20 protein-coding genes are annotated in these 22,669 nt (G+C 67.4%); 10 read left to right on the forward strand and 10 right to left on the reverse strand.

Annotated elements, in window-relative coordinates; translation table 11 throughout:
* The first annotated feature begins 42 nt into the window (after positions 1-42).
* The 7 genes from QQ25_RS09700 to QQ25_RS09730 all read left to right on the forward strand — a co-directional run bounded on the left by QQ25_RS09700 (position 43) and on the right by QQ25_RS09730 (position 8,316).
* Positions 43-1,452: a WS/DGAT/MGAT family O-acyltransferase gene (locus QQ25_RS09700; protein ID WP_039317599.1), complete on the forward strand. Its 1,410-nt coding sequence runs from the start codon at positions 43-45 to the stop codon at positions 1,450-1,452.
* Positions 1,453-1,514: 62 nt separating this feature from the next.
* Complete coding sequence (locus QQ25_RS09705; RefSeq protein ID WP_052235758.1) at positions 1,515-3,320, forward strand: BCCT family transporter; 1,806 nt, start codon at positions 1,515-1,517, stop codon at positions 3,318-3,320.
* Between the two features lie 9 nt (positions 3,321-3,329).
* Positions 3,330-3,836: a DUF6912 family protein gene (locus QQ25_RS09710; RefSeq protein WP_039317601.1), complete on the forward strand. Its 507-nt coding sequence runs from the start codon at positions 3,330-3,332 to the stop codon at positions 3,834-3,836.
* A gap of 21 nt (positions 3,837-3,857) precedes the next feature.
* The gene (locus tag QQ25_RS09715) at positions 3,858-5,282 is read left to right on the forward strand and encodes a metal-dependent hydrolase family protein (protein WP_082017471.1); all 1,425 of its coding nucleotides are present in this window, start codon (positions 3,858-3,860) and stop codon (positions 5,280-5,282) included.
* 57 nt (positions 5,283-5,339) lie between these two features.
* Positions 5,340-6,494 (forward strand): ferredoxin reductase, encoded by a 1,155-nt coding sequence (locus QQ25_RS09720; RefSeq protein WP_039378423.1) that lies wholly within the window; start codon positions 5,340-5,342, stop codon positions 6,492-6,494.
* Between the two features lie 67 nt (positions 6,495-6,561).
* The gene (locus QQ25_RS09725; RefSeq protein ID WP_039317605.1) at positions 6,562-7,800 is read left to right on the forward strand and encodes a fatty acid desaturase family protein; all 1,239 of its coding nucleotides are present in this window, start codon (positions 6,562-6,564) and stop codon (positions 7,798-7,800) included.
* Positions 7,801-7,920: 120 nt separating this feature from the next.
* Positions 7,921-8,316 (forward strand): hypothetical protein, encoded by a 396-nt coding sequence (locus QQ25_RS09730; protein WP_052235760.1) that lies wholly within the window; start codon positions 7,921-7,923, stop codon positions 8,314-8,316.
* A 2-nt stretch (positions 8,317-8,318) separates the two neighbouring features.
* Here QQ25_RS09730 and QQ25_RS09735 read toward each other — a convergent pair whose 3' ends face one another.
* From QQ25_RS09735 to aroA, 3 genes are all read right to left on the reverse strand, one after another.
* Positions 8,319-9,125: an SDR family oxidoreductase gene (locus QQ25_RS09735; protein ID WP_039378424.1), complete on the reverse strand. Its 807-nt coding sequence runs from the start codon at positions 9,123-9,125 to the stop codon at positions 8,319-8,321.
* Positions 9,126-9,195: 70 nt separating this feature from the next.
* Positions 9,196-10,176, reverse strand: coding sequence for a ribosome small subunit-dependent GTPase A (rsgA, locus tag QQ25_RS09740; protein WP_039378425.1), 981 nt, complete (start codon positions 10,174-10,176; stop codon positions 9,196-9,198).
* Positions 10,177-10,182: 6 nt separating this feature from the next.
* Complete coding sequence (gene aroA, locus QQ25_RS09745; protein WP_039378677.1) at positions 10,183-11,484, reverse strand: 3-phosphoshikimate 1-carboxyvinyltransferase; 1,302 nt, start codon at positions 11,482-11,484, stop codon at positions 10,183-10,185.
* A 66-nt stretch (positions 11,485-11,550) separates the two neighbouring features.
* On the opposite strand from aroA, the gene QQ25_RS09750 reads away from it, so the two are divergent.
* Both QQ25_RS09750 and QQ25_RS09755 read left to right on the forward strand, forming a co-directional pair.
* The gene (locus tag QQ25_RS09750) at positions 11,551-12,300 is read left to right on the forward strand and encodes an SOS response-associated peptidase (protein WP_198530774.1); all 750 of its coding nucleotides are present in this window, start codon (positions 11,551-11,553) and stop codon (positions 12,298-12,300) included.
* 41 nt (positions 12,301-12,341) lie between these two features.
* Entirely contained in the window at positions 12,342-13,802 is a 1,461-nt protein-coding gene (locus QQ25_RS09755) for a DUF7782 domain-containing protein (RefSeq protein WP_052235761.1), read from the forward strand.
* 1 nt (position 13,803) lies between these two features.
* Here QQ25_RS09755 and QQ25_RS09760 read toward each other — a convergent pair whose 3' ends face one another.
* The 3 genes from QQ25_RS09760 to QQ25_RS09770 form a co-directional block, all read right to left on the reverse strand.
* Positions 13,804-14,592: a class I SAM-dependent methyltransferase gene (locus tag QQ25_RS09760; protein ID WP_039378426.1), complete on the reverse strand. Its 789-nt coding sequence runs from the start codon at positions 14,590-14,592 to the stop codon at positions 13,804-13,806.
* Positions 14,593-14,659: 67 nt separating this feature from the next.
* Positions 14,660-16,291 carry an HNH endonuclease signature motif containing protein gene (locus QQ25_RS09765; RefSeq protein ID WP_052235728.1) on the reverse strand — a complete coding sequence of 544 codons (1,632 nt, stop codon included), beginning with the start codon at positions 16,289-16,291 and terminating at the stop codon, positions 14,660-14,662.
* Between the two features lie 105 nt (positions 16,292-16,396).
* On the reverse strand, positions 16,397-17,245 hold the full coding sequence (locus tag QQ25_RS09770) for an SDR family oxidoreductase (RefSeq protein WP_039378427.1): 849 nt from the start codon (positions 17,243-17,245) through the stop codon (positions 16,397-16,399).
* A 104-nt stretch (positions 17,246-17,349) separates the two neighbouring features.
* Between QQ25_RS09770 and mymT the strand changes: the two genes are divergently transcribed.
* On the forward strand, positions 17,350-17,499 hold the full coding sequence (gene mymT, locus QQ25_RS09775; RefSeq protein ID WP_039318493.1) for a copper-binding metallothionein MymT: 150 nt from the start codon (positions 17,350-17,352) through the stop codon (positions 17,497-17,499).
* 1 nt (position 17,500) lies between these two features.
* Here mymT and QQ25_RS09780 read toward each other — a convergent pair whose 3' ends face one another.
* From QQ25_RS09780 to QQ25_RS09795, 4 genes are all read right to left on the reverse strand, one after another.
* Positions 17,501-18,046, reverse strand: coding sequence for a M15 family metallopeptidase (locus tag QQ25_RS09780; protein WP_039318495.1), 546 nt, complete (start codon positions 18,044-18,046; stop codon positions 17,501-17,503).
* A gap of 19 nt (positions 18,047-18,065) precedes the next feature.
* Entirely contained in the window at positions 18,066-18,986 is a 921-nt protein-coding gene (locus QQ25_RS09785) for a LysR family transcriptional regulator (protein WP_039378428.1), read from the reverse strand.
* Between the two features lie 66 nt (positions 18,987-19,052).
* Entirely contained in the window at positions 19,053-21,470 is a 2,418-nt protein-coding gene (locus QQ25_RS09790; protein ID WP_039378430.1) for a CaiB/BaiF CoA-transferase family protein, read from the reverse strand.
* Between the two features lie 5 nt (positions 21,471-21,475).
* Entirely contained in the window at positions 21,476-22,669 is a 1,194-nt protein-coding gene (locus tag QQ25_RS09795; protein ID WP_039378431.1) for an acyl-CoA dehydrogenase family protein, read from the reverse strand.

Raw genomic sequence — 22,669 nt, forward strand, 5'->3', positions numbered from 1 at the left:
TGACGGGGTTCGAGCGGAGCGAGAAGGGGAGGTTGGCGCCGCATGGTGAGCAGGCTGTCGGCGTCCGACGCAGCGTTCTATCACTTGGAGAACAGCGCTACGCCCATGTACGTCGGGTCCTTGTCGATCCTGCGGAAGCCGCGTGCGGGCTTGAGTTACGAGACCCTGCTGGAGACGGTCGAACACCGTCTGCCGCAGATTCCGCGTTACCGGCAGAAGGTGCGGGAAGTGACGCTGGGCCTGGCCCGTCCGGTGTGGGTGGACGACCGGGATTTCGACATCACCTACCACATCCGCCGCTCGGCGCTGCCGTCTCCGGGCAGCGACGCGCAGCTGCATGACCTGATCGCGAGGCTGGGCTCGAGGCCGTTGGACCGGACCCGCCCACTGTGGGAGATGTACCTGGTCGAGGGGTTGACCAAAAACCGCATCGCGATCTACACCAAGACGCACCAGGCCCTGGTCAACGGAATGACCGCCCTCGAGATCGGGCATGTCATCGCCGACCGTTCGCAGAAGCCGCCCGAGTTCGGCGAGGACATCTGGATTCCGGCGCGCGAACCCAGCGATCGGCAGTTGGTGCTCGGCGCCATCGGCGAGTGGATCACCCGGCCCACCAGCCAGCTGGCCGCCTTGCGGGACACGGTGACCGAGGTGGCCACCAGTGCCAGCGAACTGGCTGCGGTGGGTCGGCGCGTGGCCGACGTGGCCCGCACGGTGGCGCGTGGCACCGCCCCCAGCAGTCCGCTGAACACGAGGGTCTCGCGCAACCGCCGGTTCTCGGTGGCCCAGCATCGGTTGGAGGACTACCGGCTGGTGCGGGCCCGCTACAACTGCGACATCAACGACGTCGTCCTGGCGGTGGTGGCCGGAACGCTGCGCAACTGGCTGCTGTCGCGCGGTGAGCCGGTGACGCCGACCACGACGGTGCGGGCGATGGCGCCGATGTCGGTGTACCCGGACGCCGAACTGGACTCCTCGGGGCCGGGGCAGGCCATCAGCGAGGTGTCACCGTTCCTGGTGGATCTGCCGGTCGGGGAGGGCAACCCGGTGGTGCGGCTCTCGCAGATCGCCCATGCCACCGAATCGCATTCCACCGCGGCCAGTCTGGTCGACGCCCGCACCATCGTGACCCTGTCCGGGTTCGCCCCGCCGACGTTGCACGCCATGGGTATTCGCGTGGCGACGGGTTTCTCGGCGCGGCTCTTCAACCTGCTGATCACCAACGTGCCGGGCGCGCAGAAGCAGATGTACATCGCGGGCACCAAGTTGCTGGAGACCTATGCGGTGCCGCCGCTGCTGCAGAACCAGGTGTTGGCCATCGGGGTCACCTCGTACGACGGCATGTTGTACTTCGGAATCAACGCCGACCGGGACGCGATGAGCGATGTCGAGGTGCTTCCGAGCCTGCTCCGGGAATCTCTCGACGAACTGCTCGAGGCCGCCAAGTAACTCTGGCAAAACGGCTCGACGTGTTTGACCTGAGCCGCAATTCGCGGTCTGATGAATTGATCATGCCAGCTGAGATACGAAAAAGTAGACCCGACAAGCACACGCAGGAAGTCAAGAAAGCAACACAGAAGGCGCTGAAATCGCCGACCGGCGACGTCGTGCCGCATCCTGTCCTGGATGTGCCGGTCGAGCAGAAGGCCTACACCCGACGCGCCGGTGTGGACTGGGTGGTGTTCGGTGTCACCGCTCTGATCGCCGTGGCCTTTCTGGTCTGGGGATTCCTCAGCACCGATTCTCTGGCCACCGCCTCGTCCAACGCCCTCGGCTGGGTGATGGCCGATGTCGGTTGGCTGTTCGTGCTGACCGCGTCCGGCTTCGTGGTGTTCGTGATCTGGCTGGCGATGAGCCGGTACGGCAACATCCCGCTGGGACGCGACGACGACGAACCGGAGTTCCGCACCACGTCCTGGGTCGCCATGATGTTCAGCGCCGGCATGGGTATCGGCCTGATGTTCTTCGGGGTGTCCGAGCCGCTGTCGCACTTCGCCGACCCGCCGCCGGGGACCGGTGGGCCGGGCAATCCCCGGGCGGCCGAGACCGCGATGGCCACCACGATGTTCCACTGGACGTTGCATCCGTGGGCCATCTACGCCGTCGTCGGCCTGACCATCGCCTACGGGGTGTACCGCAAGGGCAGGCTGCAGCTCGTCTCGGCCGCGTTCGAGCCCCTGCTGGGCAAACGGGCCAACGGGCCGTGGGGCAAGGTGATCGACATGCTGGCGATCTTCGCCACGCTGTTCGGATCGGCCGCCTCGCTCGGCCTCGGCGCACTACAGATCCGCAGCGGTCTGCACATCGTCGCCGGCGTCGGGGAGACCGGCAACGCCATCCTGATCGGCATCATCACGATCCTCACCGTCGCGTTCGTGTTGTCGGCGGTGTCGGGCGTGGCGCGCGGCATCCAGTGGTTGTCCAACATCAACATGGTGCTGGCGCTGGCGATGGCGCTGTTCATCTTCGTGGTCGGCCCGACGATGTTCATGCTCAACATGATTCCGACGTCCATCGGCAGTTACATCGGTGATCTCGCCCAGATGGCGGCCCGCACCGGTGCCGAAGGCGAGGCCGTCAGTACCTGGCTGCAGAGCTGGACCATCTTCTATTGGGCGTGGTGGATTTCCTGGACCCCCTTCGTCGGGATGTTCATCGCCCGGATCTCCCGTGGTCGCACCATCCGGCAATTCGTGACGGGCGTGCTGCTGGTACCCAGCGTGGTATCGGTGATCTGGTTCTGCGTGTTCGGCGGCGCGGCCATCTTCGAGCAGCAGAACGGTGTGGACCTGGCCGGAATGGGCAGCCAGGAGCGACAGCTGTTCAGTTTGCTCGGCGAGTACCCGATCGCGACGGTCACCAGTGTGGTGGTGATGATTCTGGTGGCCATCTTCTTCGTGTCCGGTGCCGACGCCGCGTCGATCGTGATGGGGTCGCTGTCCGAGCGCGGCACCATCAAACCGACCCGGCCGACGGTCATCTTCTGGGGTGTCGCCACGGGTGCGGTGGCCGCGGTGATGCTGTTGGTCGGGGGAGAGGACGCCCTCAACGGCCTGCAGTCGATCACCATCGTCGTCGCGGTGCCTTTCGTTCTGGTGATGATCGGCCTCGCGGTGTCGCTGGTGCGGGACCTACGGCGCGACCCCATGGTGGTGCGCCGCGAGTACGCGCTGGAGGCGGTCAACGATGCTGTGGTCGCCGGTGTGACCCAGCACGGCGACGACTTCGTGATTTCGGTGGAGAAGGACCCGCACGCCGAAGACAAAACGGCCGAAGACAAAACGGCCGAGGACAAAAAGGACGCTGTGGACGGCTAGGGTCGCGGTGTGCGCGTCTACATCCCGACGACTCTGGTCGCCCTGCAGCAGCTTGTCGCCGACCGTCACCTGCTCGTCGTGAATGGAACCGCCTTCGCGGTCACCCCGACGCTGCGGGAGGCCTACGCCGAGGGCGACGACGACGAACTCGCCGAGGTGGCGTTGCGTGAGGCCGCGCTCGCCTCGCTGCGGTTGCTCGCCGCCGGTACGGATTCCGGCCTGCCACCGCGCCGGGCCGTGGTGGTGGCCGACCCTGGGCCGGATGTCGAGGTAAGCGCCCGCCCCGATCTCGACGACGCTGTGGTGCGGTTGTCCGGGCCGTTGCCGATCGACGCCGTCGTCGCGGTGTACGTCGACAATGCCGACGCGGAGCCGGCCGTGCTGGCCGCGGTCGACGTCATCGACGACGCCGATCTGGGGGACGAGGACGCCGAGCTCACGGTGGGAGACGCCCAGGATCACGACCTCGCTTGGTATGCCCCGCAGGAGTTGCCGTTCCTGCTCGAACTGCTCTGACCGACGAGACAAGGGATTCTGATGCGCGCATTCGGGCTGTTGACTGTGCTGGCCGTGATCCTGGCCGGTACGGCATGTTCGGCAGGCGGGGGTGACAACTCCCCGGCAGCCTCCTCGCCCGATTCCGCCGAGCCGGGCCGCCCGGCGGAATCGCCTCAACCCGCACCGCCGTCGGACGCCGTGCCCATCACGGACTTCCGCAACGTCAAAATCTTTGACGGCCATAGTGATCGGCTGTCGGCACCGTCGAATGTCCGGGTCAAGGGCAACCGGATCGACCGGATCTCCACCGAGCCGCTGCCGGCCGATCCGGCGGCCACGGTCATCGACGGCGGAGGCCGGACGTTGATGCCGGGGCTGATCGACAACCATTGGCACACAATGCTCGTGCGGCCGCCGGTGACACAGTTGACGACCTTGGACCCGGGATATCTCAACCTGTTGGCCGGCGCGGAGGCCAACGACACCTTGATGCGCGGGTTCACCACCGTCCGCGATCTCGGTGGCCCGAGCTTCGGCCTCAAGCAGGCCATCGACGAAGGCGTCATCGACGGGCCGCGTATCTACCCGTCGGGCGCGATCATCACGGTGACCAGTGGCCATGGTGACTTCCGTACCGGCCACGATCTCCCGCGCAACCCCGGCGGGCCGCTGTCCCAGCAGGAAGCGCTCGGGGCGAGCATGGTCGCCGACAGTCCCGACGAGGTGCGGATGCGTACCCGTGAGCAGTTGTTCCAGGGCGCCTCGCAGATCAAGCTCACCGCGGGCGGCGGGGTGTCCTCGCCGCACAGCCCACTCGACGTCACCACGTTCACCGAACCCGAATTGCGCGCGGCCACCGAAGCGGCGGGCAACTGGGGCACCTATGTGACCGTGCATGCCTACACCCCGCAGACCATCCAGCAATCGATCCGCGCCGGGGTCACCTGCATCGAGCACGCTCACCTGATGGACGATGCGACGGCAAAAGAGATGGCGGACAAGAACATCTGGCTGAGCACGCAGCCCATCCCGGCCGAGATGATCGGCGCGTTCCCGCCCGGTTCCGACGAGGCCGCCAAGGCCAAGGAGATCGTCGACGGAGTCGGCAACGTCTACCAACTGGCCCGCAAGTACAAGCTCAAGACGGCGTTCGGCACCGACATCCTGTTCTCCCCACAGTTGGCGCCGAAGCAGGGTGCGCTGTTGGCGGGGCTGGGCAAGTGGTTCTCGCCGGCCGAGACGTTGGCGATGGCTACGGGCACCAACGCCGAACTGCTGGCGATGTCGGGCAAGCGCAATCCGTACGCCGGAAAGCTGGGTGTCGTCGAGGAAGGAGCGCTGGCGGACCTGTTGCTGGTCGACGGCGACCCGTTGGCTCGCCTGGATCTGGTTGCCGACCCTGATCGCAACTTCAAAGTGATCATGAAGGACGGGAAAACATACAAGAACGCGCTGGTGCCGTGACTGTGACGATGGTCGTCGGACTGGCTACGTGGCAGTAACCTACGGTACCGTAGGTTCATGGCCAAGAACTCCATCAAGGTCTCGGCCAATGTGGCCGATACGGTCCGCCCCACGATTGCGGACGCCTCGCGGCGTCCTGCCTGGAACGCGCTCCGCCGCATCGTCGGTCAGGTGACCACTCCGCTACTGCCTGACGACTACCTCAAACTGGCCAACCCCTTGTGGTCGGCCCGGGAGCTGCGCGGCCGGGTGGTCGAGGTGCGGCGGGAAACGGCTGATTCCGCGACTTTGGTGATCAAACCGGGCTGGGGATTCTCGTTCGACTACGAGCCCGGCCAGTACGTGGGTATCGGTGTGCTCATCGACGGCCGGTGGCGGTGGCGATCGTATTCGCTGACCTCGACGCCGGAGCGCGGTGCAGGCAAAGTGGCAGGCGCACGGACCATCTCGATCACGGTCAAGGCGATGCCCGAAGGGTTCTTGTCGACTCACCTGGTCGACGGGTTGCGGCCGGGAACCGTCGTGCGGTTGGCCGCGCCGCAGGGCAACTTCGTCATGCCCGCGCCTGCGCCGGCAACGGTGTTGTTCGTGACCGCGGGCTCGGGAATCACGCCGGTCATGTCGATGCTGCGTACCCTGGTGCGCCGCGACCAGATCACCGACATCGTGCATGTGCATTCCGCGCCAACGGAATCCGACGTACTGTTCGGCCAGGAATTGGCAGCTCTGCACGATGCGCATCCCGGCTACCGGCTGTTGTTGCGCAGCACCCGCACCGAGGGCAGGCTCGACCTGGCCCGGATCGGTGAGGTGGTTCCCGATTGGCGGGAACGCCAAGCGTGGGCGTGCGGGCCGGAAGGCATGCTCAACGACGCCGAGCAGGTGTGGGAAGCGGCCGGTATCGCCGACAGCCTGCACCTGGAACGGTTCGCGGTGTCCCGCGCTGCTCCGCACGGGGCCGGCGGCACGGTGAAATTCGAACGCAGCGGCAAGGAGCTCACTGTCGACGGCGCGACGCCGTTGATGGATGCGGGGGAGCAGCTGGGCATCCAGATGCCATTCGGCTGCCGGATGGGAATCTGTCAGTCCTGCGTGGTGAGCCTGGTCGACGGGCATGTGCGTGACTTGCGCACCGGTGTCGAGCACGAGCCGGGCACCCGGATCCAGACCTGTGTTTCGGCAGCGTCGGGCGATTGTGTGCTGGATGTCTAAACTTTACTGGCTAGTAACCTACGGCATCGTAGGTTACGCTACCGTAGGTAATTGAGAGGAGGCTGCGATGGCAATCACCGACGTTCCCGCGTTCGCGCATCTGACCGATGCCGATGTTGAGAATCTCGCCCTGGAACTGGATGCGATCCGGCAAGACATCGAAGACTCCCGCGGTGAGCGCGATGCGCGCTACATCCGCCGCACCATCGCGGCGCAACGCGCGCTCGACGTCGCCGGCCGCGTCATGCTCGCGGCGAGCTCCAAGCGTTCCGCGTGGTGGGCGGGGACTCTGACCCTGGGCGTGGCCAAGATCATCGAGAACATGGAGATCGGCCACAACGTCATGCACGGCCAGTGGGACTGGATGAACGATCCCGAGATTCACTCCTCGTCATGGGAGTGGGACATGAGCGGGGCGTCCAAGCACTGGCGGTTCACCCACAACTTCATGCACCACAAGTACACGAACATCCTCGGCATGGACGACGACGTGGGCTACGGCGTCATCCGGGTCACCCGAGACGCCAAATGGAAGCCGTTCAACCTGTACGGCAACCTGCTGTTCAACACCCTTCTCGCGATCGGCTTCGAGTGGGGCGTGGGGCTGCAGCACCTCGAGCTCGGCAAGATCTTCAAGGGTCGCGACAACCGCAACGCCACGCTGGAGCGGGTTCGCGAGTTCGGCGTCAAGGCCGGCCATCAGGTGGCCAAGGACTATGTCGTGTGGCCCGCGCTGACCTCGCTGTCGCCCGGTGCGACCTTCAAGTCCACGCTGAAGGCGAATGCGGTGGCCAACGTCATCCGCAACGTGTGGGCCAACGCGGTGATCTTCTGCGGCCATTTCCCCGATGGCGCAGAGAAATTCACCAAGACCGACATGGTCGGTGAGAGCCGCGGCCAGTGGTACCTGCGCCAGATGCTGGGCAGCGCCAACTTCGACAACGGCCCGGCCCTGGCCTTCATGAGTGGCAACCTGTGCCACCAGATCGAGCATCACCTGTTCCCGGACCTGCCGAGCAATCGGTACGCCGAGATCGCGATCCGCGTGCGGGCACTGTGCGAGAAATACGACCTGCCCTACACCACGGGACCGTTCCTGGTGCAGTACGGAAAGACCTGGCGCACGATCGCCAAACTGTCGCTGCCGGACCGGTTCCTGAAGGACACGGCCGACAACGCGCCGGAGACCCGCAGCGAGCGGATGTTCACCGAGCTCGAAGGTTACGGCGTCACCGATCCCGACACCGGACGTCGTCGTGGTCTGAAGTCGGCCATCGAGACGGTGCGGGGCTGGCGCCGACGCTGACCTGTCGAAGGTAAAGACGGGCCGGGATTCCAAGCACTTGCTCGACGCACTCCCAGGGTCCTGGCAGCCGTCGCCCATAGCGTTTCGCTCGTGAACAGGAAGCTCGGCTTGGCTGCCATGATGCTCGGCGCGTCGATCGTCCCGATGGCCGCAATGGCCACCGGTGTCGCCGCGGCCGACGACTACGCCGGCCAGAAGTACTCCGATGCCCAGTCGGCGCTGGCCGACGCCGGCATGAAGGGCGTCGTTGCGACCCGTTCCGGGGATTCGCTGTCCGACGACGACTGTGTGGTCGCAAGCTCGGAGAAGGCATCTTGGCTCAAGGGCGACAATTTCACCCCGGTCACCGACACCGTGCTGCTCAACCTCAACTGCAGCGCCGGTGTGGCCTCGGCCAAGACGCCGGGCAACTCGGCCGCCAGCCCAGAGGGTCGCGCTGCCATCGCGGCGGCCAAGCAACAGGCCGAACAGGAACAGCAGCAGGCCGAGGCGGATCAGGCCAAGGCCAAGCACTGACCTCACATGTTGAGTTCCCACACCTTCGGCCAGTCCTTGCCGCGCACCACGGCGTCGATGCCGCCGTCGACGAAGATGACCGACCCGACGAAGTAGCTCGCCTCGGGGCCGAGCAGGAACGCGACCAGTGCGGCCACCTCTTCGGGGCGCCCGCCGCGCCCGGCGGGGATGGTTTTGAGGAACTGCTCCATTCCCGCACCGATCAGCGGGTCCTTGCGGCCTTCCTGGGTCATCGGGGTGTCGATGAGTCCCGGCGCGATCGCGTTGAGCCGGATGCCGTCGGCGATGTACTCCGCGGACTTGGTGCGCGCGTAGTAGGCCAGGGCGGCCTTGGTCGCCGGATAGGCCTGTATCGCCGCGAAATCGCCGTAGGCGGAGGCGATCGTGTTGGCGCCCGCCTCGTCGCCGGCCAGGCAGGCCTCGGCCAGCTCGACTGGCCAATTGGGTTGGCTGGTGGTCGAATTCGAACTGATCAGTACCACCGACGCGTTCTCGCGGCCGGCCAGCAACGGGCGCAGGCCTTCCAGCAGCTCGATCGCGCCGAAGTAGTTGACGGCAATGAGCAGATGCGCCGGACGGCCGGTCGCGGCGGCCAGCCCGGCGAACGGGACGAAACCGTCGATACCGCCGTCGGCGAGCTCGGTGACCCTCGCGATCGCCTCGGCGCGCCCGTCGGGGGTGCTCAGGTCCACGTTCACGTCGGCATCGCGCAGGTCGACACCGATCACCCGATGACCGTCGGATTGAAGTCTTTTCTTGGTGGCGGCGCCGAGTCCAGAGGCGCTGCCGGTGAGAACATAGGTAGCCACAATCAGCGACCCTAGTGCGGCACGTCGATTGATCGACGGGGTGTGCCGCCCAGCGGTACACAGCAGGTGATCAAGCTTCCTTGAGTACCGCCAGCAGGCGCCGGGCAGCGGCAACTCGGCCGGCCGCCGGGCCGGACAACGTGTCCAGCGCACATTCGGGATCGGCGGGCGGGCCCATGTGGCCGCAGCCGCGCGGACATTCGTCGATGGTCTCCGCCAGATCCGAGAACGCCAGGATCACGTCGTCCGGTTGGATATGGGCCAGGCCGAACGAGCGGATGCCGGGAGTGTCGATCACCCACCCGGTTCCGTCGAGGGGCAGTGCCACCGACTGGGTGGAGGTGTGCTTGCCCTTGCCCACGCCGGAAACCTCGCCTGTTGCCCGGTCCGCTTCTGGCACAAGACGGTTCACCAGGGTGGACTTGCCGACACCGGAGTGGCCGAGGAACACCGTGACCTGCCCGGTCAGCAACGGGGCGACGGCCGCCAGCGGATCCTCCCGGCCGGCGTTGACGATGGTCAGGTCGAGGTCGGCGAACTGTGCCGCGAATTGTTCCGGCGGAGCCAGGTCCGACTTCGTCAGGCACAGAATGGGTTTCAGCCCGCCGGCGTATGCGGCGATCAACGTGCGTTCGACGAAGCCGGTGCGCGGCGGTGGGTCGGCCAGGGCTACCACGATCAACAGCTGATCGGCGTTGGCCACCACGACGCGCTCGGTGGGATCGGTGTCATCGGCGGTGCGGCGCAACACCGTTCGGCGCTCGCCCCGGCGCACGATGCGGGCCAGGGTATCCGGCCGCCCGGACAGGTCGCCCACGATGTCGACGTCGTCGCCGACCACGATCGGGGTGCGGCCCAGCTCACGGGCACGCATCGCGACCACGCGGTGATACGGGTCGCGGTCGAGGGCACAGCCCCACCGGCCACGGTCGACGGTCACCACCATCGCGGACTGGGCGTCGGCGTGGTCCGGCCGGGTCTTGGTGCGCGGACGCGAGCCCTTGCCCGGTCTGATCCGGACGTCGGACTCGTCGTACTCCCGCGCTCCCAAGGTGGCTTACTTCCCCCTCGTGTGCGGGTCGCCCGCCAGCATCTGCACCCACATCATGGGGAAATCGGGCAGTGTCTTGGCCGTCGTGTCGATGTTCTCCACCTCGACGCCCGGTACGCGCAGACCGATGATCGCCCCCGCCGTGGCCATCCGGTGGTCGGCATATGACCGCCAGGTCCCGCCGTGCAGCGGCCGCGCCGTGATGAGCAGGCCGTCGTCGGTTTCGGCGCATTCGCCACCGAGCCCGTTGATCTCGGTGGTCAGCGCCGCCAGCCGGTCGGTCTCGTGCCCGCGCAGATGCGCGATGCCCCGCAACCGCGACGTCGCGCCGTCGCGGGCCAGTGCGGCCAGAGCGGCAACGGTGGGGGCCAGCTCGCCCACATCGTGCAGATCGGCGTCAAACCCGTCGTAGGCCTCGGCGCCACTGACTTCCAGGTGCGAATCACGCTGGTGCACAGTCGCATTCACCTTCGCGAGCAGATCGAGGATCGTATCGGCGGGCTGGATGCTCACCGTTGGCCAGCCGGCGATCCGCACCGTTCCGCCCGTGACGATCGCAGCCGCCAGAAACGGCGTTGAGTTGGACAGGTCCGGCTCGATGTTCCACTCCCGCGCGGCGACGGGACCAGGGGCGACGTGCCAGCGGTTGGGGACCGAATCGTCGACCCGCACCCCGGCGTCGCGCAGCATCGCCACCGTCATCGCCACATGCGGTGCCGAAGGCACCGAGGTGCCGGTGTGCACGATGGTGAGGCCGTCGGTGAACGTGGCACCGGACAGCAGCAACCCGGAGACGAACTGAGAAGACCCCGACGCGTCGATCTCGACCGTGCCGCCGGCCACGCCGCCGCGCCCGCGCACCGCGAACGGCAAACCGTCGCCATCCACGTCCACACCCAGACCGCGCAGCGCGTCGAGTAACGGAGAGATGGGCCGGGAACGGGCCTGCTCATCCCCGTCGAACGTCACCGAGGTGGTACTCAGTGCGGCGACCGGCGGCACGAACCGCAACACCGTGCCGGCCAGTCCGCAGTCGACCCGGGCACCGGAGGCCGGCGCGATAGCGCCGCTCACCGTCAACTCGGTGTCGTCGCCTTCCGCCGCCTGCACGGTGACGCCCAGGGTGCGGATGGCCTCGATCATCAGGTCGGTGTCGCGGCTCCGCAGCGCGCCACGGACCGTCGAGGGGCCCTGTGCGGTGGCCAGCGCGGCCAGTACGAGCGCGCGGTTGGTCAGAGACTTCGAACCCGGCACTGTCACCGTCGCGTCGACCGGGGCCGTCGCCGACGGAGCCGGCCAATGCGTCATCTGCTCCTCACGTGCACTCACGCTCTATATCCTGCCTTGTCCGCGGACTCTGCAACCATGGGCACTATGTGTGGACGTTTTGCGGTGACCACCGATCCGGCGCTGCTGGCGCAGAAGATCCAGGCGCTCGATGAAAGCGCGGCCAAGGATGCTCCGCCGACCAACTACAACGTGGCTCCGACGACGACCATCAGCAGCGTCGTCAAACGGCACACCGAACCCGACGATGAGTCGACGCGCCGCGTGCGCTCGATGCGCTGGGGTCTGATCCCGCCGTGGGTGAAGACCGCCGAGGGCGGCGGCCCGGACACCAAGGGCCCGCTGTTGATCAACGCACGCGCCGACAAGGTGACCAGCTCGCCGGCATTCCGCAACTCCGCCAAGAACAAGCGTTGCCTGATCCCGATGGACGGCTGGTACGAGTGGAAGGGCCAGAAGGGCGAGAAAACCCCCTACTACATGTACGGCGCCGACGGTGAGCTGTTGTTCATGGCGGGGTTGTGGACGACGTGGCGCCCACAGGGCGCGCCCAGGGACGCGCCGCCACTGCTCAGTTGCACGATCATCACCACCGATGCCGCCGGTCCGCTCGCCGAGATCCACGATCGGATGCCGCTGACCATCAGCGCACCGGACTGGGACCGCTGGATGGATCCGGATGCCCCGATCGACGAGGGGTTGTTGCGCGGCCACGGCGACCTGGACCGGATCGCGGTCCGCGAGGTCTCGCGACTGGTCAACAGCGTCCGCAACAACGGTCCGGAGCTCATCGAACCGGCGGAACCAGCCGAGCCTGAAGAACCGGGGCTGTTTTGAGCGCGATCGATGCCGGTCTCGACCCGGGCCTGGTCGATGCGATGGGTGCCGACCTGCGTTCGGCCGGGTTCACCACCGACGGAGTGGCTGATCTCCTGGGAGCCGACGCCAACGCCGCCCTCGGTCGCGGGGTGTGGTGGCCTGCGGTGCGGGCGACCCAGGCCGCACCGGCCGACTGCCGGCGCCTCGGTGTATTGGTGCGTCTGTTGTTGCTTGGCACGGAGGAAACGCCGGAGTCCGTCGAGGCGGCGTTCCCGACGGTGGGGCTGTCGGCGCTGATCGCCGGCGGCGTCCTGGAATCGGGTCGCGACACGGTCCGGGCCGCCCTCGACATCCGACCGCACGGTGACGGGGCACGGGATTTTTACGTGGTCTCCGACCAGGACGCTGCGGTGCGCCGCGGGCCGTTGCGCCCTGATCATGTGCTCGGCATCGGTGGGGCGTCGCTGTCACTTGCCCGGGCGGTCACGCGTAACCGCGTCGGGCGCGCGCTCGACCTCGGTACCGGGTGCGGGATCCAGGCACTGCACCTGAATGCCCACTGCGACGAGATCGTCGCGACCGACACCAACGAGCGTGCCCTGGCCCTGGCCGCGATGACGGCGCGGCTGAACGACATGTCGTGGGATCTTCGGTGCGGCAGCCTGTTCGAGCCGGTCGCCGGTGAACGCTTCGACCTGATCGTCTCGAATCCACCGTTCGTGGTGGGCTCGGGTGCCCGCGACTACATCTACCGCGACTCCGGGCTGGCAGGAGACACGTTGTGCCAGAGCCTGATCGAGCAGATCGCTGACCACCTGCTGCCGGGCGGTACCGCTCACATCATGGCCAACTGGATCGTCCGCGACGGTCAGGATTGGCGGGATCGCGTGCGCGGTTGGCTGGCCGGCACCGGCCTGCACGCCTGGGCGGTACAGCGCGAACTGGCCGATCCGGTGAGATACGTGTCGCTGTGGCTGGCCGATGCCGGGGAGGACCTCGAACGGCAGGTGCAACGCGGTGGGCAATGGCTCGACTGGTTCACCGAGGAAGGTATCGCCGGTATCGGCATGGGCATGATCTCGTTGCGCGTGCCGCGCAATGGTGAAGAGCCGGAACAGATTCTGGAGGAGATCACCGGCGCCGACGAGGCCCTGACCGGAGCGGAAGTGGACGCGTTCTTCGCCCGGCGGGCCTACCTGCGTGACACCTCCGACGACACGCTGCTGGCGGCCCGGCTCTCCACTGCCCCGGTTTTCCTTGAGGCGCAGTCGCTGCCCGGGCCGCAGGGCTGGCAGGAGATCGGGGCCGCCGTCCGCCGCCCCGGCGGACCGGCCGCGGTCATCGGGGTCGACGAGGTACTACGGGCTCTGTTGGCCGGCTGTCGCGGAGAGGTCCCGCTGGGCACCCTGATCGAACTGTTGGCCACCCATCACGGGGTGGACGCCGGTGCACTGGCCCAGGCGGCGCTGCCGGAGATACGTGAGGCGATCGGTCGCGGGATCCTCTACCAGGCCGAATGATTCACGCTTTGCGGCGTGCGGACACCACTGCATACGGCGCGCCGAAGGCGACGCGACCCTCGCCGTCGGCCTGCGCCCGCAGGGCGGCGGTGAAGGCATCGAGTAATCGGGCGCGTGTCGTCTCGTCCAGTCGGCTCAGCAGGTCGACGTGCATCGGCGATTCGTCCGCGATGAACCGCACCGCGGACTCGACGGAGTCGAATCGCCAGGTGTGCGAGTCAGTTTCGATATGCACCTGGTCGAACTGGGCAGCCAGCCGCGACTGCACGATCTCCCGGTCGCCCCACTGATCGGGCGAATACACCGACGCGGGCGGCCGGCCCAGGGTTTCCACGATGGGCGTGAAGAACGGGCTGCCCGCCTCGTCGCGCACCCAGGTCGAGAACGCGAACAACCCGCCTGGCGCCAGCAGTCGGACGACCTCGGCGATCAGGCTGGTGGGTTCGACGAAGATGATGCCCATGTTCGACACCACGGTGTCGAAGCCGCTCGTGGGCAGGCCGGTGTGTGCGGCATCGGCGACCACCCACTGCACCGTGTCGGCTCCGGGGCGCGTTTTGGCGATGGCGATCAGCTCTGCGGTGAGATCCACCCCGGTGACCCGGGCTCCGGTATCAGCGGCAGCCAGCGCAGCGCTTCCCGTGCCGCAGGCCAGGTCGACGAGCGCGGTGCCACGGAGGGGCTGAAGCCGGTCGGCCGCTGTGACCACCTCACGGGCGATGACGGCGATCTGTTCGGCAACGGCCTCGTATCGGCCGGCGGCCCAGTTCGTGGGCTGTGGGTCAGGCATGCAGACGAGACTAGTTCGCGGCATGCCTGTGCGAGCGCAGCAAGATGCGCGACGTGACCGGGTTCGATCAGCAGGGCGGGGGTTTGTCCAGTTCGGTGTTGAGCCGGCGTTCGGTGTTGATGCGTTGAGTGCGGGATTGTTGGCGCGTGCGTTGGCGGACCGGCATCCTCATGCTTCGGTCGGCGGCGGCTGTGGGGGCCGGTCCGGTTGGTGGGGCGGGGGTGCGGGTGGCCCACTGGGGGAACAGGATTCGGCTGAACGGCGTGGTGTGGTAAGTGTGACCGGTGGGTGCGGTCCACGTATGGCTGCCGTCGGGATGTTGAACATCGGTCCACCCACCCGCGCCGGTCTGAAAAGTTTTGATGAGGTGGTGGGTCCGGCATTTTGGCCCGAGGTTGCCGGGATGGGTGGCACCGGCCGGCCACGGCGTGCTGTGGTCGAGGTCGCAGCGATCGGCCGCAACGCCACAGCCGGGGAACATGCACACCAGGTCGCGCATCTGTACGTAGGCCGCCAGTTTCGTTGAAGGCCGGTAACTGCGCTGGGCGCTGAGGGCGTCGGCGCCGCTGAGGTACTTGACTGTGGCGCCCGTCGCGATCAATTCGGCGAGTAAGGGTGCGGGCACGATCCCGCCGCCGAGGATGACCGCGGGGCCGCCGGTGACTGCCGGTGTGCGGTCGGCGGCCAACTCGCTCTGGTCGGGTTTGCCGTGGATGCGTGGGTCCCGGGGCGTTGGAGCCTGGGTGGACTGCTCGGCAGGGGTCTCGACCGCGGCATTCGAGTAGGCTTCGTCGCCACGCTCGCTGCCCGCCTCGTCGGTGTCGGTGTCTGCGCCCGGGCCCTCATCGCGGGCCTCACCCTCGGCGCTGTCGGCAGCCCACTGGGGCAGCACCTGAGCGAGGAGGTGGATCACCACGGCACGGGAGCGGGGATCGATGCCGGTGGCGTCGCAGTCGGGGTTGCCGCATTGGCAGGTGAGGTGGTCGGCCCCGGCGCCGACGGCGCCGAGGGCATCGGAGCGGCGTTGGCCGATGGTGCGTGGATCGTCATCGCAGACTCCGCGGGCCATGGCGTTGAGCAGGGTTTTGATCAGCGCCGCGTCGGTGGCCAATAGGCGTCCCCAGATGGAGACGGTGCCATTGGGATCCTCGGCGTCGCCGAAGTGGATGTCGCGCTCACGGGCAGCGGTGCGGGTTCTGCGGACGGCGGCCGGGTCGAATTTCTCCACCCACACATCGATGGCTTGTTCAGCCTTGGCCGACGAGAGCGCTCCGTACGTGGTGGCGGCACCGGCCAGGGCGGTGTCGATCAACCCGAGGGCGTCCTGCTCGACGATGAGTTGGGTGCGCCAGGTGATGGTGGAGACAACTTTGGCCGATATCTGTCCGCGGGCGAAGACGGCGGCGATTTTGGGCAGGCGTTCGCGTAGGGCTTGACCGATGCGCATCTGGGCGGCGGCGGCGCCACGGCTCAGATTGCAGGCAGCGCTGACCGCGGCGGTGGCGATTTCCCAGCCGTCGATGGCGCGGTAGGCGGATTCGTCGTCTTCCTCGTCGCAGTGGCGGGCCACGATTTCGGCGATGATGGCCAGGCGTTGAGCCGCTGCGCGGGCCTCGGTGCGGGTGCGGTGGTCGAGGGCGTCGATCAGTGCGGCGTCAGTGAATTCACCGAGCGCCGACCGATCGAGCAATTCGAACACATGTTCGATTCTATCTACATGTTGCCAGCCCAGCAACCATTTTCAGGTTGTCGCTGACTTGTCGCTCGCCAGGCGGGCAAACTCCTGGCGATTTCCGGGGCCGGCCTACGGGCCGGTGTATCCGGGCGGGTTGGGGGTGTCCACCCACAGGTCGACGCCGAGGTCGGAGCCGGGCACACAGTTGTAGACCGACAGATCGGTGACGCCGTTTTCCAGCAGGACGTCCTCGCACAGCAGGCTCTGCCCGGTGTACTCGCGCGCGGGCTTGTTGAAGATCGTGTACGCCGCGTCGGCGTAGACGTCGGGTTTGCGGGCGCGGCCCATCGCCTCGTCACCGCCCAGCAGGTTCTGCACCGCGGCGGTGGCCACCAGGGTGCGCGGCCACAGCGTGTTGGAGGCGATGCCTGCCTCCCGCATTTCTTCGGCGATGCCCAACGCGCACAACGTCATTCCGAATTTGGCCATCATGTAGGCAGTCGGCTTGAGCCATTCGGACTCGAGCCGGAGCGGCGGGGACAGGGTGAGGATGTGCGGGTTCTCGCGGCCCTTCATGTGCGGGATGCAGGCCTGCGACACCGCGTAGGTGCCGCGGATCTGGATGCCGTTCATCAGGTCGAAGCGCTTGAGCGGCACTTCCTCGATCGAGCCCAGGTTGATGGCAGAGGCGTTGTTGACGCAAAGGTCGATGCCGCCGAACTGCTCGACGGCCTTGGCGACTGCGGCGGCCACGGAGTCGCCGTCGCGGACGTCACCGACGATCGGCAGGGCTTGGCCGCCGGCGTCCTCGATCTCCTTGGCCGCGGTGTAGACGGTGCCTTCGAGCTTGGGATGTGGCTCGGCGGTCTTGGCGACCAGTGCGATGTTGGCGCCGTCAGCAGCGGCCTTCTTGGCGATCGCCAAACCGATACCGCGGCTGGCGCCGGAGATGAACATGGTCTTCCCGGACAGAGTCATAGGGACACGATAGGCCGACCGACTTGTATTGATTTCGCCGGTTCAGCGCTACCGCAAGAGGGACGATGGGACTGGTCCACCGTGCAGACGAAACTGGAGGAGACATGAGCGTTGTCCCGGCAGGCACCGTGCTGACCTGTGCTCACGAGGGCTGTGGGTGCCGGATCCGCGTCGAGTCCGAATGCCATTGCAAAGGCCCCGAAAGCAACTACAAGTGCACCTGCGGCGCCGACATGGTGCCGGTCACCGACTAGGTCAGCCCGCGGCGTCGGGCTGCAGCGGGGGACACACGCCCGCCGGGTCGGCGACCAGTTCGAAGTGCCACAGCTCGTTGGCGTAGATCTGGCACAGCCCGAATCGCGCGCCGTTGGCGATCAACCAGTGATCAGCCTGCGGGCCACCGACATCGACCGCCTCGCCGGTGACATGCCGGGACGCGGCCGGGGTCTGCACGTACTGCCGTGCGGCTGCAAGGCTGCCGTACGTCTGCACCGCCTGATCGAGCAGCGACTGCTGGAACTCCGCCGACCGCCAGCCCGAGTTGATCGTCATGGTCACGCCCTCGGCGGCCGCGGCGGTGGCGGCGTTCTGGATGGCGGCCAGTAGCCGCGGTTCCAGCCGGCCGATGGCCGGGTTCTGCACGTCGAACGGTGTCAGGACCTGCCCGTCGGCGAGCGAGCCGTCACCCTGGGTCATCGGGATGGAGTCGTCGACCAGGTGAATCTGCGGTGCGGGCGCGGACGTTCCCAGGAGTGCCGCCAGTGCGGCGACACTCGAGGCCACAGTTGCGCCCACCATCATCGGCATCACCGTGAACACCTTACTGCGGCCGCCCGCGGACCAATACCGGCGCGAGCTGAGCCACCAGCGCCTCCATCTCTGCCGGGTCCTTCAGGCGATCGGGCACCCAGGCCAAGGCGATCCGCGCCGGTGCCCAGGTGCTCTCGTCGATGGGCACCAGCGTGAACTCCGGCGGCGAGAAGATCTTGCCGATCAGTGATTCGGGTGCGTAGGGCACCAGCGCGACGAGGTGGCGGTTGGACACCTGGGCAGCCATCTCCAGTTCACCGCCGAACTGGTTGGTGGTCCGCACGATGCGAGTCACCCCGCGGGCGTTGAGCGCACGGGTCAGGCCGGCCAGCATGACGGGATTGGGGCGGGCGAAGTCGATCACGACGTCGCGATCGCGCAAATCCTCGATCGACACCAGGTCCTCGGCCGCCAGCGGATCGTCGAATCGCACTGCCACGGCACCGCCGAACGTGGCCACCACGCGGTATCGCAGCCGTTTGTCGGACGTGGGCAGGTGGATCAGCCCGAGGTCGAGGTGGCCGGACACCAGCTTGGCCGTGACCTCCGCGGCCGATCCGGGAACACTGAACTCGGTCGGCACAGGCAGGCCGGCGACGGCGGCCTCGACCTCTGCGACGAAATCCGATGGCGCGTAAGCGGTTGCGCCCACCCGGACCGTCGTGGCTCCCTCGGTGAGCCGTACCGCGGTGGCCTTCAACTCATCAATCTGCCGCAGGATCTCGCGAGTGGGACCGAGCAGCTTGGCGCCCAGCGGAGTGAGGCGGACCTCGTGATAGTTGCGTTCGAACAGCTGCCCGCCGAGTTCCTTCTCCAACAGCTTGATCTGCTTGCTCAACGGTGGCGGCGTGATCATCAACCGGTCGGCGGCCCGCTTGAAGTGCAGTTCCTCGGCAACCGCCACGAAGTAGGAGAGTCTGGTGAAGTCCATGCGGTCATTTCCGGCGATTCGAGGGCTGTTCGAGGGGTGTGCCCACGAATCGTACGAGACGGGTGATCAGCGCCCCGCCGGTTGCGCGCGTTGGGGAACCTCGAACACGCCGGCGGCGATCAGCTCATCGATGCCTGCCTCATCCATGTCGAGCAGTTCGGCGGCGATCTCCCGGGTCTGCTCGCCGAGCAGCGGCGCCTGCAGCAGCGGCGGGTCAGCGATGCGATCCGAATGGATCTGTACGTTCTCCATCGTGAACGGCTCGTCCGCGTAGGGATGGAGTTCCTCGCGGAATGCGCGTCGCTGCACGTAGTAGTCCCATTCCGCGACTTCCACGGCACGCAGCACGGCGCCGGCCGGCACACCGGCCGCCTGCAGCAGATCCATCGCTTCGGCCGCCGGGCGCTGTGATGACCACGCACGCACGGCCTCATCGATGCGGCCGCGGTGGGCGTCGCGTCCGGTGCGGGTGCGCAGTCGCACGTCGGCACCGAGATCCGGACGGTCGATCACCGCACAGAGCGCGCACCAGTCGGCGTCGTCGCGCACGGTGACGGCAAGCCACCGGTCCTCGCCGGCGGCCGGGAACAGGCCCCACGTTGCACCGTGGGCCGGTTGAACCGAAGGCTCGTGCCCGCGCCGCACCATGACGTCGGCAGCGATCTCGCCGGCCAGGTGGCTCAGCATCACCTCTGATTGCGCGACGCTGACCGACCCGCCGGTGCCCGTGCGTTCCCGGCGCAACAACAGGCCGAGAGCCCCGAGTACACCGATCCGGGCAGCCACGTGGTCGGGGTAGACGGTGACCGTGTCGCAGAAGGATTCCGGCTCGTCGGGGTACACCCACAGGTCGGTGAACCCGGCGGCCGCCCGTACCAGCGGGCCGTAGCCCATCCGCTTCGCCCACGGGCCGGTGGGGCCGAACGCCGAACTGTCCACCACCACGATGCCCGGATTCAGCTCCCGCAAGCTCTGGAAGTCCATTCCCAGCGTCTCGGCCACACCCGGTTTGAAGTTGGTGAGCACGACGTCGGACACCGCGGCCAGTTCGTGTGCCAGGGCGCGGCCCCGCGGTGTCCGCAGGTCGATGCCGATCGAGCGTTTGTTGCGGTGGCCCGCGCCGTAGGTCTGGGACATCGCGGTCAGGTTGCCGCGCAGTCCATCCGGGAATGCCGAGTTCTCGATCTTGATGACATCGGCGCCGAGATCGCCGAACAGCCGCCCGGTGTCGGATCCGACGACGATGACGCCGAGATCGAGCACGCGTACGCCTTCCAGCGGAAGGCCTTCGTTGCGACGCCCGCGGGCGGCCAGGATCGGGGCGACATCGATGCGTCGCGCCCGTTCGGAGCGCGGCGGTGCGACGGCGCGGTGCCCATCGATCTCGACGACACCCGCAGGCACCGGTGCCGGGATGCCGGGCGCCAGTTCGACTTCGTGGAAGAACCCACGGCTCTCGACCTGCTCGGTGCCGAGGGTTTCGGCCAGAGTCAGCACCGCCGCGGTGGGGACCCCGTGACGCTGGCCGGCAATTTCCAGTTCGGCCCGGGTCTGCCCGGCGCAGAACCGCCCGATCGCGGCCATCAGTTCCGGCGAGCTGAGCCGTACCCGCAGCCGGTCGAAGGATGGATCGGCGAACTGTTCGGGCCGGCCCATCCATTCGAACATGCTGTGCCACTGGCGTTTTGCCAGCAGGCAGATCCGCACGTGACCGTCCTTGCACGCGATGATCGGGTACCGCAGCTGTTCGGCCTTCCAGTCGCGTCGTTGCGCGCTGAGCGCGACCCCGGCCGAGGCGGTGCCTGCTGTCCCGTACGGCGGATCGAGCGTTTGCATGGCCCCGTCCAGGATCGAGAAATCGATGAGATCGCCTTCGCCCGTACGTAATCGGTCGAGGTACACGCTGACGGTCATCACGGCGGCCTGTGCCGCCGCCACGTGGTAGGGGAGTTGCGCGGCAGGCGGTACCAGGGGCTCGCGCCCCGGAATGCCCGAGCGGGACAGCTCGCTGGTCAGCGCATGCAGCACCGGGGTGGTGGCTTGCCAGCCGCGGTAGCTGGTGTCGCGGCCGAAATCGCTGATGGACAAGATCACCAGGCTCGGGTGCTCAGCGTGAATGTTATGCGCTGCCAAGGTCTTTTCAGCGAGGGAGCCGGGCGCGGTGTTCTCGATCAGGATATCGGCTCCGGCCAGCAGTTGGACCCATCGACGTTGGTCGCCGGGTGCCGCCGGATCGAGGACGACGGTGGGTATCCCGTGTCGGTTGATCGCGATGGCCACGGAGTCGGCATCGACCCCGATGCCAAGGGGCTCGGCGGGTTTCTCGGTGACGCCGTGCAGGTGCACCTGGGTGACCGCGGCACCGAGGTCGGCCAGTAGCCGGCCCACCGCGGTCATCGGGCCGCGTGACAGGTCGAGGATCCGAACCCCGGCCAGGGGTGGGTCGTAGGCGGCGGGGTTGAGGGGGTTGACGGGGTTGGCCATCGCGGTCAGCTCCGACGGGCCTGGCGGAACGGGATGTCGCGATCGACCTCGGGCTCCTTGGCCAGACCGAGGACCCGCTCACCGATGATGTTGCGCTGGATCTGGTCGGTGCCGCCGCCGATCGAGGTGAAGAACGCGTTGAGGGTGAGGAAGTTGATGTCGTCGGCCTCGGGGTTCTCGGGCCCGGCCAAAAGCGCCTCCGCGCCGATGATCTCGGTTTTGAGCCGCGCCTCCGAATGCAGGATGTTCGACATCGCGAGCTTGCCCAGTGACATGATCGAGCTTGATGTTCCTTGTGTCGCAGCGGCTTTGGCGCGAGCGTTGTTGAGTGCGTTGAGCTCCCGCAACGCCAGCACGTTGGCCAGTTCCCTGCGCACCGCCGGATCGTCCAGCCGGCCGTGGTCGCGGGCCAGGCCGATGAGATCGTCGGCCCGGGTCCGGTTGCGTGAGCCGCGCCCGGCGTCGCCCATGATCGACCGCTCATAGGCCAGTGCGGTCTGCAGCACCCGCCACCCGTTGCCCTCGCCACCCAGCAGATAGGCGTCGGACACCCGTGCGTCGGTGATGAACACCTCGTTGAAGTGCGATTCCCCGGTGATCTGGACCAGCGGCCGGACGTCGATACCGGGCTGGCGCATCGGAATCATGAAGAAGCTCAAGCCTTTGTGCTTGGGCACGTCCCAGTCGGTGCGGGCGATCAGCAGTGCGTATTGGGCCGTGGTGGCCCCCGACGTCCACACCTTCTGGCCGTTGACCACCCACTCGTCGCCATCGCGCACCGCTGTGGTGCGCACGGCGGCCAGATCGGATCCGGCTCCGGGCTCGCTGTAGAGCAGACAGGTGCGGGCCCGCTCGGTCAGGAAGTCACGCAGCAGATCGTTCTTGAGTCGCTCGGTGCCGAATGTGAGCGCGGTGTTCGCCGGGATGCTGTATTTGTCCTGGCGGGCACCCGGGGCCTTGACGGCCCGGAACTCCTGTTCGACGACCGCCGCGAGCGCGTTCGGGTACTCCCGTCCGAACCATTGGCTCGGATAGGTTGGCACGGCGTAGCCCGCGTCGAGCACCTTCTGCAGCCATGCCACCCGCTCGGGGGAGCTGACCCACGGATCGGTGGATTTCGGTAGCCCGGACCAGTTTTGGGCGAGCCAGTCGCGCACCTCGGTGCGCAGTTCATCGGCGCTGGGCAGGTCGGCGGTCAT

Origin of the sequence: Mycolicibacterium setense, assembly GCF_000805385.1 — a bacterium.
GTDB classification, from domain to species: Bacteria; Actinomycetota; Actinomycetes; order Mycobacteriales; family Mycobacteriaceae; genus Mycobacterium; species Mycobacterium setense.

Bases quoted from the DNA above. Each gene is read 5' to 3' on its own strand.
- QQ25_RS09700 (WP_039317599.1), top strand. From the start codon at position 43: ATGGTGAGCAGGCTGTCGGCGTCCGACGCAGCGTTCTATCACTTGGAG.
- QQ25_RS09705 (WP_052235758.1), top strand. From the start codon at position 1,515: ATGCCAGCTGAGATACGAAAAAGTAGACCCGACAAGCACACGCAGGAA.
- QQ25_RS09715 (WP_082017471.1), top strand. From the start codon at position 3,858: ATGCGCGCATTCGGGCTGTTGACTGTGCTGGCCGTGATCCTGGCCGGT.
- QQ25_RS09720 (WP_039378423.1), top strand. From the start codon at position 5,340: ATGGCCAAGAACTCCATCAAGGTCTCGGCCAATGTGGCCGATACGGTC.
- QQ25_RS09725 (WP_039317605.1), top strand. From the start codon at position 6,562: ATGGCAATCACCGACGTTCCCGCGTTCGCGCATCTGACCGATGCCGAT.
- QQ25_RS09730 (WP_052235760.1), top strand. From the start codon at position 7,921: ATGCTCGGCGCGTCGATCGTCCCGATGGCCGCAATGGCCACCGGTGTC.
- aroA (WP_039378677.1), bottom strand. From the start codon at position 11,484: ATGACGCATTGGCCGGCTCCGTCGGCGACGGCCCCGGTCGACGCGACG.
- QQ25_RS09750 (WP_198530774.1), top strand. From the start codon at position 11,551: ATGTGTGGACGTTTTGCGGTGACCACCGATCCGGCGCTGCTGGCGCAG.
- QQ25_RS09755 (WP_052235761.1), top strand. From the start codon at position 12,342: ATGGGTGCCGACCTGCGTTCGGCCGGGTTCACCACCGACGGAGTGGCT.
- QQ25_RS09760 (WP_039378426.1), bottom strand. From the start codon at position 14,592: ATGCCTGACCCACAGCCCACGAACTGGGCCGCCGGCCGATACGAGGCC.
- QQ25_RS09770 (WP_039378427.1), bottom strand. From the start codon at position 17,245: ATGACTCTGTCCGGGAAGACCATGTTCATCTCCGGCGCCAGCCGCGGT.
- mymT (WP_039318493.1), top strand. From the start codon at position 17,350: ATGAGCGTTGTCCCGGCAGGCACCGTGCTGACCTGTGCTCACGAGGGC.
- QQ25_RS09780 (WP_039318495.1), bottom strand. From the start codon at position 18,046: ATGATGGTGGGCGCAACTGTGGCCTCGAGTGTCGCCGCACTGGCGGCA.
- QQ25_RS09785 (WP_039378428.1), bottom strand. From the start codon at position 18,986: ATGGACTTCACCAGACTCTCCTACTTCGTGGCGGTTGCCGAGGAACTG.
- QQ25_RS09790 (WP_039378430.1), bottom strand. From the start codon at position 21,470: ATGGCCAACCCCGTCAACCCCCTCAACCCCGCCGCCTACGACCCACCC.
- QQ25_RS09795 (WP_039378431.1), bottom strand. From the start codon at position 22,669: ATGACCGCCGACCTGCCCAGCGCCGATGAACTGCGCACCGAGGTGCGC.